The sequence below is a fragment of the Thalassococcus lentus genome (genome assembly GCF_028023555.1).
Lineage (GTDB): Bacteria > Pseudomonadota > Alphaproteobacteria > Rhodobacterales > Rhodobacteraceae > Thalassococcus_A > Thalassococcus_A lentus.
In genome coordinates this window covers 116,366-131,422 of sequence record NZ_JAQIOY010000007.1, presented here as the reverse complement: position 1 = coordinate 131,422, position 15,057 = coordinate 116,366, and the positions used below count along the sequence as shown (strand labels likewise).

Below are 15,057 nucleotides of genomic sequence, written 5' to 3'. Positions count from 1 at the left end.
TGACATGACAGACAAACCAGTGGTGGGCTTTATCGGCGTCGGGCTGATGGGGCATGGCATGGCCAAGAATATCCGCAAGGGCGGATATGAGCTTGTGATAATGGGGAACCGCAACCGAACACCGGTCGAGAGCCTGCTGGGAATGGGTGCCACCGAGGTGCACAGCGCTCGCGAGATGGCGGAACGTTGTGACATCATCCATCTGTGTTTGCCGAATTCGCCCTTGGTTGAGGCAACGGTGCGCGGTGAGCAGGGGATTCTCGCAGGCGCGCGCCCGGGATTGGTGGTGGTCGATACAACGACAGCTGATCCAACCTCTACCATGGCGCTGGCCGCTGAATTTGAGGCGCGGGATCTTCATTTTGTTGATGCGCCATTGGGCCGGACACCAAAAGAGGCAGAGGCTGGCACGCTGGATGCCTTGGTCGGCGCAAGCCCCGAGGCGTTCGAAATCGTTCGGCCGGTTCTGGAATGCTGGAGCGGATCGATCAACCACCTTGGCCCGGTAGGCGCAGGTCACAAGATGAAATTGATCATGAACTTCATGGCCATGTCTTATGCCTCTGTATACTCCGAAGCGCTAAGCATGGCGGTCGGATCAGGCCTGTCGCCGCAATCGGTTTATGAGGTGATGGGGCCATCCCGCATGGGCTGCGGCTTTTTCGAAACCTATTTTGCGGCGGCGCTGGGCCGCGATCCTGAGGCGCATAAGTTCTCGATCGAAAACGCGTCTAAGGATGTGCGTTATGTCGCCAGTATGGCGACTGCCGCTGGGGTCATGAACCCTGTGGGGGCAGCGGTGCGAAACTATTTTGCCCAGGCTGAAGCCGCCGGAAAAGGCGGCGACTTTGTTCCGACCATCGGCGCGCATATCGCTGGCTTGAATGGCATTGATTTGACCAAGGCGGTCGAGGAAGGGGAGGACTAGCGGCATGCTTTCTCAGGATCAGAAGCAGTTTTACGATGAGAACGGCTATCTTCTGGTTGAAGATGCCGTAACCGCGGACCAGTTGAACAGGCTCAGAGAGCTGACCTACGGTTTTATCGAGGCGTCTCGCACCGTGACCGAAAGCAATGAGGTCTACGATCTTGATGCCGGGCACAGCGCCGATGCTCCGCGACTGACCCGGGTAAAGCTGCCGCACAAACAACATCCCTATTTCTGGGAGGTGCTTCGCAATTCGCCAATGACCGAAGTTCTGAACGATCTTCTGGGCCCCAACACCAATCTTCTGACCTCAAAGCTCAATACCAAAGCACCGGGCGGGGGGCGTGCGGTTGAATGGCATCAGGACTGGGCCTTTTATCCGGCGACAAATGACAGCCTTTTGGCGTTTGGGCTGATGCTGGAAGACGTGGACGAAGCCAATGGTCCGTTGATGGTCATTCCCGGAACGCACAAAGGGCCTGTGCTCAGCCATCAGGCAAACGGGTATTTCGCGGGGGCCATCGACCCAGAGGATCCGTTGTTCGAAATGGACAAGGCTGTGACACTGACGGGCAAGGCAGGCAGCATGACCGTGCATCATGCGCGCATTCTGCATGGCTCTGCGCCCAACATGTCCGACCGCAATCGGCTGATCCTGTTCTATGAATGCACGGCATCGGACGCATGGCCAATTCTCGGGGCGTCGTCCTATATTCATTCGCTTGGACAGCGCGCCTTTTGGGAGGACATGCAGGATCGGCAGATCACCGGAGAGCCTGTGCTTGAGCCACGGATCGACACTGTCCCGATCCGCATGCCTTTGCCCCCGGCGCCGAATACCGGGTCCATCTTCAAAACGCAGGAAAGCGCCGGCGCCAAAAGCGCCTTTGCCAAGCGCTGAAACTACTGGTTGGCGATGCCGGCTGAGCGAATTTGGAGCCGCACATAGGCAAGGCCCGAAGCTGTAGCAAAGCATTGCGCTGACTGGCGCTGCATCACCTCGGGGTTTTCGTCACCAGACACCATGCGAAGTTCCTTGAGCCGGTCACATTGCGCCCGCGCGATCAACAGATCGTATTTCAGCTCAATCGCCGCCAGCGCGACGGTCTCTTCGTCCGTTTCGTCGCGAAGCGCGGCCATCTGTGCGGCAATGCCCTGATCCCATGCGTTTTGTGCCTCGACGAAACACAGGCTCGCCACGTTGTGACGCTCGGGTGTTTCCTGAGAGCAGGCGAAATGCGCATCGTTCACGCATTGCGCGGGGTTTTGGCCCAGTTCCAGTTTCTGCGCGAGGCAGGTATCTGCCACGGCCAGATCGACTTCGGCTTTTGATGGCGTCGCTGGCGTACTCAGCGCCATCGCAACCAAGCCTATCCCTGCCATCTTGGTGATCGTCGTGGTCATGCGGCGCCCTTTCCTGAAGCATCCATTGGGCTGGTCTTGCCCCTTGCATTTGGTATACCAACTTGAAATTGTATGCCATGACCCGTGCACCGAAAAGTCGGTTCTGGGCCTGCCAATTCAAAAGGAGCTTCCATGTCGGACACCCGCGCCAACAAGCGGTTCCGCTCTCAGGAGTGGTTTGACAACCCCAATAACCCGGGCATGACCGCACTGTATCTGGAGCGTTACCAGAATCAGGAATTCACCCGCGAGGAACTGCAAAGCGAAAAACCGGTGATCGGGATTGCACAGACCGGTTCCGATCTGGCGCCCTGCAACAAGATCCATGTCTTTCTTATGGACCGGATCAAGGCAGGTATCCGCGAGGCTGGCGGCATTCCGATGGAATTTCCGGTTCACCCGATTCAGGAAACCGGCAAACGGCCAACCGCCGCGCTGGACCGCAATCTTCAGTATCTTTCACTGGTCGAAGTGTTGCACGGCTATCCCATCGACGGGGTCGTGTTGACCACAGGCTGTGACAAGACCACGCCCGCCATGCTGATGGGTGCGGCGACTGTCGATTTGCCAGCAATTGCGCTGAACGGCGGCCCGATGCTGGACGGTTGGTGGAAAGGCAAACGCGCGGGATCCGGTGCGATCGTCTGGGAAAGCCGCCGTCTGCTGGCTGCGGGCGAAATTGACTACGATGAATTTATGAGCCGGGTTTGTTCTTCGGCGCCTTCATTGGGCCATTGCAACACCATGGGTACAGCCAGCACCATGAATGCCATGGCCGAAGCCCTTGGGATGTCGCTGACGGGCAATTCGGCCATTCCGGCGCCGTTCAGGGAACGTATGGCGATGGCCTATGAGACGGGCAAACGCATCGTTGGCATGGTCTATGACGATCTCAAACCTTCTGACATCATGACACGCGCCGCGTTCGAAAATGCGATTGTGGTGAATGCCGCCATTGGCGGGTCAACGAATGCGCCGCCGCATTTGCAGGCTGTCGCGCGCCATATTGGCGTCGATCTGCACGTAACCGATTGGGAAAAGCACGGCTTTGACGTGCCTTTGATGGTGAACATGCAGCCCGCAGGCGAATACCTTGGTGAATCCTTCTTCCGCGCGGGCGGCGTGCCTGCTGTGATGGGCGAGTTGCGCAAGGCAGGCCGTATCCACGATGACGCGATGACCGCGACCGGCAAAACCATGGGCGACAATCTATCCGGTTGGGAAAGCCAGGACACAGATGTCATCACGACCTATGATGCGCCCATGCGCCAGAATGCTGGCTTCAAGGTGCTGTCCGGGAACCTGTTCGACTCGGCTCTGATGAAAACATCGGTGATTTCAGACGACTTCCGGCAGCGTTTCCTGTCCAAGGCCGGAAACGAAGGTGTCCACGAAGCGCGCGCCATCGTCTTTGAAGGCCCCGAGGATTATCATGATCGGCTGAACGATCCTGCTTTGGAAATCGATGAAAACTGCATTCTGTTCATTCGGAACGTGGGCTGTGTCGGCTATCCGGGTTCGGCTGAGGTGGTGAACATGCAGCCGCCAGATGCGTTGATCAAACAGGGGATCAACCACTTGCCCACGGTCGGCGATGGCCGTCAATCCGGCACCTCGGAAAGCCCTTCGATTCTGAATGCGTCACCCGAAGCGCTGGTTGGTGGTGGGCTGGCCTATCTGCAAACCGGAGATACGGTTCGCCTGAACCTCAATGACAGCACAATGAACGCACTGGTGCCTGAAGAGGAATGGCAAGCCAGGGTCGATGCATGGGAAGCGCCGGATATCGTCAGCCAGACACCCTGGCAGGAGATTTATCGTACCCATGTCGGGCAACTGGCAGAAGGGGGCTGTCTGGAACTGGCGACAGCCTATCAGAAAATCCGTCACACTTTGCCGCGCGACAACCATTGATGAAGCTTGGTCGCTGACACAGGCGCAGAGGGCAGAGTAGGGACCAAAGATGCAAGACGTTACCGAGCCGCAGTCTGGCGGCATGGCCACCGTGGATATTGTCAAATGGATAGCAACGGCAATTCAGTTGGTTGGCTACGGAATGACCGGGCTGAACATGGTTCCTTGGAACGTCTACGCGTTCTTCGTGGGAATATTCCTGTGGTTTGCCGTGGGCGTGATGTGGAAAGATCGGGCGATCATGGTGGTGCATGTCGGCGCGTTCATTTCGCTGCTGGTCGGATACCTGAATGCGTGAACACTCAATAGTGGGAGGGTCGAGATGAGCCAAACTATCATTATCACCGGTGGTGGGCGTGGGATCGGCAAAGCCTGTGCCGAAGTCTTTTTGGATGCAGGCTGGCGCGTCGGCGTGATGGGCCGCAGCCCCGAGCCTTTGCAGGCCATGGCTGAGGCAAACGATGCTGTCCTTGCGATGCCATGCGATGTTTCGGATGAGGCATCGGTGGATGCAGCTTTTGACATGGCTCTTTCGGAGTGGGGGCGGATCGATTGTCTGTTCAACAATGCGGGTGTTTCCGCGCTGGGCGCAACAATTGACGAAGTCAGCGTCGATGACTGGCGCCGGTGTATCGACATAAACCTGACCGGATCATTCATCTGCGCGCGGGCGGCGTTTGCCCGGATGAAGCAGCAGGATCCGCAAGGCGGGCGGATCATCAACAACGGATCCGTTTCTGCCTATGTTCCGCGTTGGGGATCTGCGCCCTACACGGCCTCCAAACATGCGATCACAGGTCTGACGCGCTCGATCTCGCTGGACGGGCGGCCTTACAACATCGCCTGCGGTCAGATTGATATCGGCAATGCCCTGACAGAAATGGCCGCGAAGATGACCAAAGGTGTTCCACAGGCGGATGGATCCATTGCGGTCGAGCCGGTGATGGATGTGGCCAATGTGGCCAGCTCGGTTCTGCATATGGCGAGCCTGCCGTTGGAGGCCAACGTTCAGTTCATGACGGTGATGGCAAGCGCAATGCCCTACATCGGCCGGGGCTGATCCGGGATTAGGCGGGTGTCAGCTGGCGTCGGTTCCGGCGCGTAGCAGAGCCTTTTCGCGCTGCCAAATGTAGAGACCCGCGGCGATGATGATCAGACCACCGCCCAATGTGTAGATCGTTGGCCAGGTCGAAAAGACGACGATCCCAGCGACGGCAGCCCATAGAATCTGCGTGTAGATCATGGGCGACAGAATGGACGCATCGGCCAGCCGGTGCGCCGTAGTTGCGCATTCGTGCCCTGAAAATCCGAAAAAGCCGACGGCGGCAAAGACAAACCAACCCAGCGGAGACTGCGGCCAGACCCATTCTGTCAGAGCGATAGGAACAAGTGCCAAGGTCGCCAGTCCGGCGGACCAGACCTGCTGTGTTGCGTTGCTTTCCTGTCCGGCAAGCATGCGTGTGAACAGGAAATACATCGAGGCCAGCATCAGGGCGCTGAGAGAATAGATCATCGCCGGATGCCAGACTGTGCTCCATGGCTGAACAACGACCAACACACCGATAAAGCCGGTGCAAACCGCCGCGATGCGCCGTATTCCGACCCGTTCACCCAGCATCGGGATCGCCAGCAGCGTTACAACAATGGGCATCGCAAAAAAGATTGTGGTGGTTACGGTAATTGGCAGCGCACTGAGCGCAAGAAAGTTCAGCGTGGTGCTGCCCAGCAAACAGCAGGACCTCAGAACCTGCATGAAAGGGCGCCGTGATTTGAACACTTCGCGGCCTTCGCGTGGGATGTAGAATGCCAGAGCGAAGATCAGGTGCCCGGCGTATCTGACAAAGACCACCTGAAGCGCGGGCAACCCGGCAAGGATCAACCACTTGGCGGCTGTATCAATGCAAGTGAACAGAATGACGGCGACAGCCATCAGAGCGACGCCGTAGCCGGTCCGCTCTTCGCGCGGTTGCACGCCGGTCAGCATGTCATGCCCTGCCTGAGCAGGTCAAAGAGACATGCCCCCATCAATCACAACGCATTGGCCGGTCATGTATTGGCTTTTGGCGCTGGCGAGATAGACCACAAGATCCGCGATTTCATCGGCGCGACCGATCCGCCCCATGGGCTGGCGTGCTACGAAATCGCGCATTGCCTGTTCATAGTCGCCTGTAGCCTGCAGGCGTTCGTGCAGGGATGGGCTGTCCACGGTTCCCGGCGCAATGCAATTGCAGGTGATGCCCTCGGTGACGTAGTCGCGGGCGACCGATTTGGTCAAACCAATGACTGCGGCTTTGGATGTGGAATACAAAAATCGGTTTGGAACGCCCATGACGGTCGAGGCTACGGATGCGATGTTCACGATCGCTCCACCGCCTCGGGCGCGCATGCCGGGCAACGCGGCCTGAATAGCGTTGAACTGCGCCCTCACATTCAGGTTTATGGCGAAATCAAACTCTTCGTCGCTTGCCTGTTCAATTGTTCCGGCGTGAACAACACCTGCGCAATTGACGAGGATGTCAGGGCCGGCTTGCTGGATAGCGTCCTGCAGAGCCTTTTTGTCCAGCACATCGAGCGCAAAGGCTTCGGATACCTTGATCCCATCCAGCAAATCGGCCCGCAGGTCCGTTGCAATTACGTGCGCGCCCGCTTGTTCGAGCGCTTCGGCTGAGGATCGTCCGATCCCCTGACCGGCGGCCGTCACAAAGGCTCGTTTTCCGGACAATGGCAGGTTCATGTTTTTTCCTTTCCGATATTCCGGGTCATCCAGTCGATCATTTCGGGGATCATCAACCCGCCTTCGCCGCCGTCGCGGGCTTCGCATAGCGTGTTTTCGGCGCAGCCTGACATTCGACTGTGCAGACCCAGATCTGACGCCATCTTGCTATAATAGCCAAGGTCTTTGGCCGCGTTTTCAACTGAAAAGGCCAGATCAATCTGGCCGGATTGCGTGTAGTTGTGCATGAAACCCATCATGGGTGAATAATTTGGTCCAGCGGCCATGATGTTGAAAACGTCTGTCCGGTTGACACCAGCGGCGTCGGCGACAGCAAAGACTTCGGCCATCGCCATAGCGGCCGTCATGCCAAAATAGTTGTTCAGCAGCTTCACGGTATGACCGCTTCCCAGCTTGCCGAGGTGAAAGACGTTTTCCGACAGCACATCGAGAACCGGTTTGGCCTCGGCAAAGGCGGTTTCGTCCCCGGCACACATGATGTTCAACAGGCCGTCCTTGGCGTGCGCGGGCGTCCGGCCCAGCGGAGCGTCAAGATAGTGGGCGGATTTCGCGGCAAGATCCGCACCGATTTTCAGCGTGGATGCGGGCAGGGAGGTACCAAAGTCGATGACCACCTGTCCCGGTTTGGCGCCTGCCAAAATGCCATCCTCGGCGTAGACGCGGCTTTCAACCTGATCGGAGTTGCCCACGCAAATCAAAACGATATCGCTCGCTTCGGTAAGTTCACGGGCGGTGGCGGCCTCAGTGGCGCCTCGGGTCAACGCCTCTTCGACACCAGTGCGGTCGCGGTTCCCGAGCACGACCAAAGTGTATTCGGCATCCTGCAAGCAACTGACCATCGCACGGCCCATAAGACCAAGACCGATAAATCCAATTTTAGGTTTGCTCACTCTGTTTCTCCTTCTTTTAGACGCCGCGGAAATCGCCGGGCACAGCGCCTGCCCGGACCGGCATTCCCGTTCTGCCGGACAAGGCCGTTGCGAGTGTCATTTCCAATGCCTTGAGACCATCAAGACCGCTGCACAAAACATCATCCTGCGCCCCGTCCACAACGCCTGCAAAGCGTTCGAGCTGCGCAAGCAGGGGGTCGATTGGCTCAAAGCGCGGCCCCGGATTTCGGCGCAGGGGTTTGGACCATTCGATTTCGCCCTCATCCGACCGCCCCCAGAACGTCAACGAGGGAAAAGCGATAGCGCCTTCCGTGCCGGTGATCCGCAGGTAGTCTTCGGATGATCCGGCAATGGCGGGGTTCTCGTGACTGGCTGCTTCGAACGACCAAGGAGAGGCGCCGGCATCGGAAATCAGGAAAGAACCAAGCGCCCCGTTTTCGAAACGGAAGGCAAGCGCAGCGGTGTCTTCGATTTCAAATCCGCGACGGGCCGACGACAAAAGCGCAGAGACTTCGGTCAATTCGCCCAGCAAAAACCGCATCAGATCAATCTCATGGCTGAGGTTGGTCATGAGTGGGCCCGCACCCGGTTTTCGACGCCATTCCGCTTCGTAATAGCTGTTGTGTTTGCGCAAAGACCAAAGGCCCTGAACGCCAACAATGTCACCAATCTGGGTCAATGCATCACGTGCGGCAATTGAAAAGGGGTGGCACCGGCGATGATGGCCGACCAGCAATGGCAGGCCGGAACGCGCGGATTCTGCCAGCAGAATATAGCTTTCGTCGAGCGTGGCGCTGATCGGTTTTTCCAGCAAAACCACGATCCCTTTGGTCATACAGGCGAGCGCGCTGTTGCAGTGGTCCGGCGTGGGCGTGGCGATCACGGCGGCGCGGGTTTCGGCAGGCAGCTCATCTATTGAAGCGACCATCGGCAGGCCCTGCGCCATCAGGTGCGCGCGCGTCGGTTCGTGCTGTTCTACCACAGCCACCAGATCGGCGCAGTCGCTGGCCTGCGCGACCTCAATGTGGCGCATGCCGATCGACCCGGCGCCGATCACGGCAAAAGGCATGGGTGACGTCATGAAATCGACCCAACGCGCTGGTTTTGGGTTGCTTTGCAGCGAGGCATTACATCACGGCCCCGATTTGCCACGGAACAAATTCGTAGTCGCCCAAACCCTGAGCCTCAGACTTGCTTGCGTCGCCCGAGGCCATGCGTAACCACATCTGATAGATTTCCTTGCCCACGTCTTCGACACTGGCATCACCGGTCAGAATTCTGCCTGCGTCGATGTCCATGTCTTCGGTCATACGCGCATACATTTCCGAGTTTGTTGCAACCTTCATGGATGGGCTTGGTTTGGCTCCGAACGCCGAACCGCGACCTGTGGTAAAGCAGACAAGGTTACAACCGGAAGCGATTTGCCCGGTGACAGATGCCGGATCATAGCCGGGGCTATCCATAAAGACGAAACCGGGTTTCGTGACGATCTCGGCGTATTTGTAGACCCCTGTCAAAGGGGTCGTGCCGCCTTTGGCCGCAGCGCCCAGCGACTTTTCAAGAATGGTTGTCAGACCGCCCTTCTTGTTGCCCGGCGACGGGTTGTTGTCCATCGAGCCGTTGTTGCGTTTGGTGTAGTCCTCCCACCAGCGGATAAGGTTCACCAGCTTTTCGCCGGTTTCCTGATCTTTCGCGCGCGCGGTCAACAGGTGTTCTGCGCCGTATATTTCCGGGGTTTCTGCCAGAACGCCTGTGCCACCCTGGGCAACCAGCAAATCGCAGGCATGACCAACCGCTGGATTGGCTGTGACACCAGACCACGCGTCCGAGCCGCCGCATTGCAGAGCCACCATCAATTCAGAGGCCGGGCAGGGTTCTCGTTTGGCTTGATTGACCAGCGGCAGCATCGCCTCGACTTTGGCAATGCCCAGTTCGATGGTTTTGCGCAGTCCGCCAACATCCTGAATGTTCATGCTTTGAAACAAGGGGCCGGGTGTCAGCCCGTAGGCTTCGACCAGCCAATCGATCTGGTTCATTTCACAGCCCAGACCGGCCATCAGAACACCACCCACATTCGGATTGCGGGCATAGCCCCACATCACCCGTTGGAGCGCTTCGAACCCTTCAGAGCCTTGTCCAGCCATCCCGCAACCCGTGCCATGCACAAAGGCAGTCACGCCATCTACGTTTGGATATTCGGCCAGACGCTCGGGCGTGAAATGCTGCGCGATCATCCGCGCCGCGGTGGCTGAACAGTTGACCGAGGTCAGAATGGCGATGTGATTGCGTGTGCCGACGCGCCCGCTTGGACGGCGGTATCCGGCAAAGCTGTCTGCCTGCTGCGCTGGCGTCACGGGGCGCAAGTTGGTGGCAAACTCATAAGACGCATCAACGGCACGAAATTCCAGATTGTGGGAATGCACATGTGCGCCTGACGGGATGTCTTCGGAGGCATAGCCGATCACCTGCGCATATTTGCGAACAGGCATCCCTTTGGCAATCGGCTCCAGCGCCATCTTGTGTCCGCGTGGGATCAACTGCGATGCACCATCTATCCCGATTTCCAGCGGGGAAATGGCCGTGACGACATTGTCTTCCGGGCTCAATTTGACGGTACGCATTGAAGCGGGTCCTGTGCAGATATTTGGTATCAAAACCTGACCACTTAGCCCGAGAAAGGTCCAGTATTTCTTTTGAAGAAATGCTCAGTTTTGTGGCGCCGTAACAGTGGCGACACTTGGTCTCTTCTTCCTGCTGCGAACGGCTCCTGCAATTGGTGCCGTTGCACGCTTGAGTGGGATCATTTGGACAAAGAAAAACCCGAGGCGCGGTCGCGCCTCGGGCCGTGTTTTTCAAAGAGGATCGAATTTAAACGATGCTGATGTCGTCTTCGATGGTTGCGACGCTCATACCTTCGATAAAGACGACATCACCGCCACCGAAATCGAGCTCGACGCCGCCGATGACATTGGAACCGTAGGTGGACACAACCTGGGCTGCGGTCAGGCCGCCTCCCCAAAGTCCGCTGTCCAGTTCCAACGTATCGACGTTGTTCTGGAAGGCTTCGACGGTGTCATTGTCGTAGCCGATACCAAAGACAAACGTATCAGCATCCGGGCCACCCCTGAGGGTGTCGTTGCCGTCAGCACCATCGAGCGTGTCGCTGCCGCTGCCGCCAACCAGAAGGTCGTCGTCGGCGCCACCGAACAATTGGTCGTTGCCGTCGTCGCCCAGCAGGTTGTCGTTGCCAGCGCCACCTTCGATTGTGTCGGCCGCTACACCACCACGGATGGTATCCAGGCCAGCACCCCCGGTCATCGAGTCAGGCCCTTCCTCACCACGAATGTTGTCGTTGCCGTCGCCGCCGCTGATCGAGTCACCGCCGCCTCCGCCAAAGATCACGTCGTTGCCAGCGTTACCGAAAATGGTGTCCAGCTGGCCTTCGCCGCGCAGGTTGTCGTCACCAATGCCACCTTCGATCGAGTCGTTCTGACTGCCACCGAAGATCGTATCGTTGCCGTCGCCGCCGAGCAGCGTGTCGTTGTCAAAGAAGCCACGGATGGTATCGTCGCCGGTTCCTCCGATCACGCTGTCATTGCCAAATCCGGCGTTGATACTGTCGGCATCTGCACCCGCATCAACGGTGTCATTCCCGTCACCGGTTTTGATGATGTCCAAACCAGCGTCTCCGGTGACAGAGTCATCGCCGTCATCGCCACGCACAGTGTCGTTACCCGAGCCTGCAACAATCGTGTCAGCGTCGTCACCACCCAAGATGGAGTCGTCGCCACCACCCGCGAGGATGCTATCCGCGCCGGCTTCGCCCCGAAGGGTATCATTGCCGGCACCCGATACGAGTGTGTCGTTACCCGCGCGACCAAAGCCCGAGTTGTCACCCTCACCAAGTTGCAGATTGTTGTCATCGGCGGTGCCGCTGATGGTGTCGCTGAGGTTGCCAGCAACCACGTTTTCAAAATTCACATGGGTTTCGAGGTAGTTCGTTGCACCCGTGTTCATGTTGAAATCATAGCTGAACCCGGTGATGAAGAGCGTGTCGTTTCCGTCCCCGCCATCAGTGTTTTCCGGTGTTCCAGTAGCCGTAATGATCACGTCGTCGCCGCCGTTGCCATTGTATTCACCGCCACCGCTGGACTGGATGGTGTCGTTGCCTTCGCCGCCGTTGATCGTGTCCGCGCCGGTTCCGACCAAACCGCCGGTGAGAAAGTCGTTGCCTTCCCCGCCGTTGATCGAGTCACTACCAGATTCGCCGTTGATCGTGTCGTTGCCGCCGCCACCAGTGATCGAGTCATTGCCAGTGCCGCCGTCAACCGTGTCGTTTCCGTTTCCTGCCTCAATCGAGTCATTGCCGGAACCGCCATCGACGGAATCGTCACCACCATTGGATTCGATGGTATCGTTGTCTGCGCCGCCGTCGATGGTGTCGCCAAGACCAGCCTGGTTGGCACCCGTGATGGAGTCATTGCCAGTGCCGCCGATGATGCTGTCTGCAACGCTAGAACCAGCATTCAGACCACCGTCCAGCGAGTCATCGCCAGCGCCGCCGTCGATGGTATCCTGGCTTGTGCCACCTTCAATGGTGTCATTGCCGTCGCCACCAGACAGGGAGTCGTTGTTGCTGCCGCCATCAATGGAGTCAGCACCGCCGTTCCCTTCGATGGTGTCACTGCCGGCGCCACCAATCAGCGTGTCGACGCCGGACGTTTGGTCGTTGCCAATGATCGAGTCATTGCCGGTTCCACCGTCAATCGAGTCTGGGTTTCCGGAAATCGTTGAAGGCCCGTTGCCCCAGATCGTATCGTTTCCGGAACCACCCAGCAGGGTGTCTGTGCTGGAATTGCCTTCGATCGAGTCGTTGCCGGCGCCGCCGTCAATGGAGTCCGCCAAAAAGCCGCCAAACAAGTGGTCAAGCCCGTCGCCGCCTTCGATGGTGTCAGCACCATTGTTGCCGCGCAGGGTATCGTTTCCAATTCCGCCGATCAGGCTTTCGTCACCGCTTCCGCCATCTGCAGAGTCGTTGCCGCCGCCACCATCGAACAGGATTCCGTCCGTTGCGTCACCGGTGAACAAATCGTCACCGCCACCGGCAAAGATTTCTTCGATACTGATCAAAGTCTGATTTGGGAAACCACGCGTGCCGTAGAGCTGTGCACCGATGTCGAATTCCATGTTATTGATGCGCAGTGGATCAATGATCAGCGTGTCGGTTCCGGCTCCGCCGTCAACGCTGTCATAGCCTTCGCCATTTGCGTTGTAGAGCGTGTCATTGCCGGTACCTAAATCAACCGTGTCATTGCCCTGCCCGCCATCGACAGAGTCGTCACCAGCACCTGCAATAATGGAGTCAACGCCAGCCCCGCCGAGGATCGTATCGACGCCAGAGGTCTGGTCCGCACCGGTGATGGTGTCGTTGCCGGATCCGCCATCGATAAAGTCATGGAAAATGGAGCCGATCCCACCAAAGATGGAGTCATTGCCCGCTCCACCGAGGATGGAGTCTGTGTTGCCACCGCCATTGATCGAGTCGTTGCCATCGCCCGCGATAATCGTATCGTCGCCATTTCCGCCGTTAATGGAGTCAGCGCCATTGTTCGTGGTGATCGAGTCGTTGCCGCCGCCGCCGTTGACAGTGTCGTCGCCGTTGGCGCCAATCACGGTGTCATTGCCGGAACCCGCATTGATGCTGTCACCCACGCTGGAGAAAGCGAAAAAACCGCCGTCGATCGAATCGTCACCCGCGCCGCCGATGATTGTCTGCGCGTTTGCGCCGCCCAGAATGGTGTCGTTGAACCCGAAACCTTCCATGGTCACGCCGTTGGCGCTGCTTGTGTTTTCGATCAGCGTGCCTTCTGTCGTGCTGCCGAATGCCAGCAGGCTGCGTACGAAGTTTTCAGTTGAATTGTCAAAGTCATTTACGTCGACAGTTGCTTCGCGCGGATCCCAGATCGACGCAAAAACTTCGGAGTCCATCCATGTGAAAATGACACGTCCGTCGCCGGTAACGCCAATGTTCGGTGTGGTGGCACTATCGGGCGTGACAACTTGTGTCGCGCCGCGTGAAGAGCCATCGGCATTGTATGCGCGCGCTTCCAGAGTCTGGTCGGAATCGTTGTCCCAGATGATTACAAAACCGCCATCGGGCAAGCCTACGATCTCGGGCTCGTTTTCGTCGTCACCGGTTGCGGCGACGTTTGTAACACCGCCTTGCTGAACACCATTGTTGTCAAAGCGCTCGAACCGGATGTCCAAACCACCGGCACCATTGTCGAATTCATAAACGACCACAAAGCCGCCACCAGCCAGTGATGCGACCTGAGGATTTCGAGCCTCGCTGGTCGAGTAGGCGGTTACATTTACATTCGTGACTGACGTGCCAGATGAGTCGTAAATCCGGAATTCGATATCATCATCGCCATCAGGTTCGGTGTAGACGCTGACGTAGTTGCCGTTTGTCAAAACGGCCATGTCACCTTGGTTGGTGATTGATCCGTTTTGCGATGCGTCGAATGGCGCGCTGACGACACCGGCAGCAGTAACCGTTGTGCCGAAAATCTGCGTGTCACCGCCTGTTGTGTCCTCGTAGGTCACGCTCGAGGTGTTGTTGGTCAGGTTTACCGCCACCTGCGGGTTGCGCACGACGCCACCAACGTTTTCGTTGATAATGACAGCACTGTCGATTGCCGTTCCGGTAGAGTCGAAACGCTCCCACATCACGGTGTGCTGGGTTGTCGTGGTCAGATCATCATCGATGTAGACCATGATGAATCCGCCATCATTGGTTGGCGCGATATCAAAATCGTCTTCGTCATCGGCGTTTCGGTTCGTGTTCAGGCGCACTGGGCCGGTGACAATATTGCCTTCGCCATCGTAAATGATGCCGATGATGTCATTGCCGGCAGTAGTGCCGATGCCTGATGTGCCGGTCTCGACCCAAGCAACCAGGATGTTGCCATTCGAAAGGCCAATTGTTTGGGGATCGGATTGGCTGCCGTTTGCAGCCGTGCCAGTGTTAACCTGAAATTCCGCAAGCCATTGCGTCGTCATGGGGATACTCCACAAATAAATTTGTTCTCAAAACACCCGTCCGCGCCGAAAAAGGACGCGGTTCAAAAATGCTTTGCTTCAAAAAAACTCAGAAAACTCGTCAAAAAACATAATGGTCGTATTAA

Annotated in this window: 12 protein-coding genes; 5 read left to right on the top strand and 7 right to left on the bottom strand. The window is 57.7% G+C overall.

What is annotated here, in order from left to right; genetic code table 11:
• Positions 1-4 precede the first annotated feature (4 nt).
• Both PFY00_RS15670 and PFY00_RS15665 read left to right on the top strand, forming a co-directional pair.
• Entirely contained in the window at positions 5-928 is a 924-nt protein-coding gene (locus tag PFY00_RS15670) for an NAD(P)-dependent oxidoreductase (protein ID WP_271433527.1), read from the top strand.
• A gap of 4 nt (positions 929-932) precedes the next feature.
• Positions 933-1,829, top strand: a complete 897-nt coding sequence (locus PFY00_RS15665; RefSeq protein WP_271433526.1) for a phytanoyl-CoA dioxygenase family protein — start codon at positions 933-935, stop codon at positions 1,827-1,829.
• Positions 1,830-1,831: 2 nt separating this feature from the next.
• Here PFY00_RS15665 and PFY00_RS15660 read toward each other — a convergent pair whose 3' ends face one another.
• A complete protein-coding gene (locus PFY00_RS15660; RefSeq protein ID WP_271433525.1) occupies positions 1,832-2,332 on the bottom strand; it encodes a hypothetical protein in 501 nt (166 codons plus the stop codon).
• A 132-nt stretch (positions 2,333-2,464) separates the two neighbouring features.
• On the opposite strand from PFY00_RS15660, the gene PFY00_RS15655 reads away from it, so the two are divergent.
• Genes PFY00_RS15655 through PFY00_RS15645 form a run of 3 tightly spaced genes read left to right on the top strand, consistent with a single transcriptional unit; the run spans position 2,465 to position 5,306 of the window.
• Positions 2,465-4,246, top strand: a complete 1,782-nt coding sequence (locus tag PFY00_RS15655; RefSeq protein WP_271433524.1) for an IlvD/Edd family dehydratase — start codon at positions 2,465-2,467, stop codon at positions 4,244-4,246.
• A gap of 49 nt (positions 4,247-4,295) precedes the next feature.
• Entirely contained in the window at positions 4,296-4,544 is a 249-nt protein-coding gene (locus PFY00_RS15650) for a DUF6552 family protein (protein ID WP_271433523.1), read from the top strand.
• 24 nt (positions 4,545-4,568) lie between these two features.
• Positions 4,569-5,306, top strand: a complete 738-nt coding sequence (locus tag PFY00_RS15645) for an SDR family oxidoreductase (protein ID WP_271433522.1) — start codon at positions 4,569-4,571, stop codon at positions 5,304-5,306.
• A gap of 18 nt (positions 5,307-5,324) precedes the next feature.
• On the opposite strand, the gene PFY00_RS15640 is transcribed toward PFY00_RS15645, so the two are convergent.
• The 6 genes from PFY00_RS15640 to PFY00_RS15615 all read right to left on the bottom strand — a co-directional run bounded on the left by PFY00_RS15640 (position 5,325) and on the right by PFY00_RS15615 (position 14,932).
• Complete coding sequence (locus PFY00_RS15640) at positions 5,325-6,230, bottom strand: DMT family transporter (protein WP_271433521.1); 906 nt, start codon at positions 6,228-6,230, stop codon at positions 5,325-5,327.
• 21 nt (positions 6,231-6,251) lie between these two features.
• Entirely contained in the window at positions 6,252-6,980 is a 729-nt protein-coding gene (locus PFY00_RS15635; protein WP_271433520.1) for an SDR family oxidoreductase, read from the bottom strand.
• Complete coding sequence (locus PFY00_RS15630; RefSeq protein ID WP_271433567.1) at positions 6,977-7,903, bottom strand: NAD(P)-dependent oxidoreductase; 927 nt, start codon at positions 7,901-7,903, stop codon at positions 6,977-6,979. The genes PFY00_RS15635 and PFY00_RS15630 overlap by 4 nt, the downstream gene beginning before the upstream one ends.
• The gene (locus tag PFY00_RS15625; protein WP_271433519.1) at positions 7,887-8,951 is read right to left on the bottom strand and encodes a Gfo/Idh/MocA family protein; all 1,065 of its coding nucleotides are present in this window, start codon (positions 8,949-8,951) and stop codon (positions 7,887-7,889) included. Before PFY00_RS15625 ends, PFY00_RS15630 begins: the two co-directional genes overlap by 17 nt.
• A gap of 46 nt (positions 8,952-8,997) precedes the next feature.
• Complete coding sequence (locus PFY00_RS15620) at positions 8,998-10,491, bottom strand: UxaA family hydrolase (protein ID WP_271433518.1); 1,494 nt, start codon at positions 10,489-10,491, stop codon at positions 8,998-9,000.
• Positions 10,492-10,738: 247 nt separating this feature from the next.
• On the bottom strand, positions 10,739-14,932 hold the full coding sequence (locus tag PFY00_RS15615) for a beta strand repeat-containing protein (RefSeq protein WP_271433517.1): 4,194 nt from the start codon (positions 14,930-14,932) through the stop codon (positions 10,739-10,741).
• Positions 14,933-15,057: the final 125 nt, after the last annotated feature.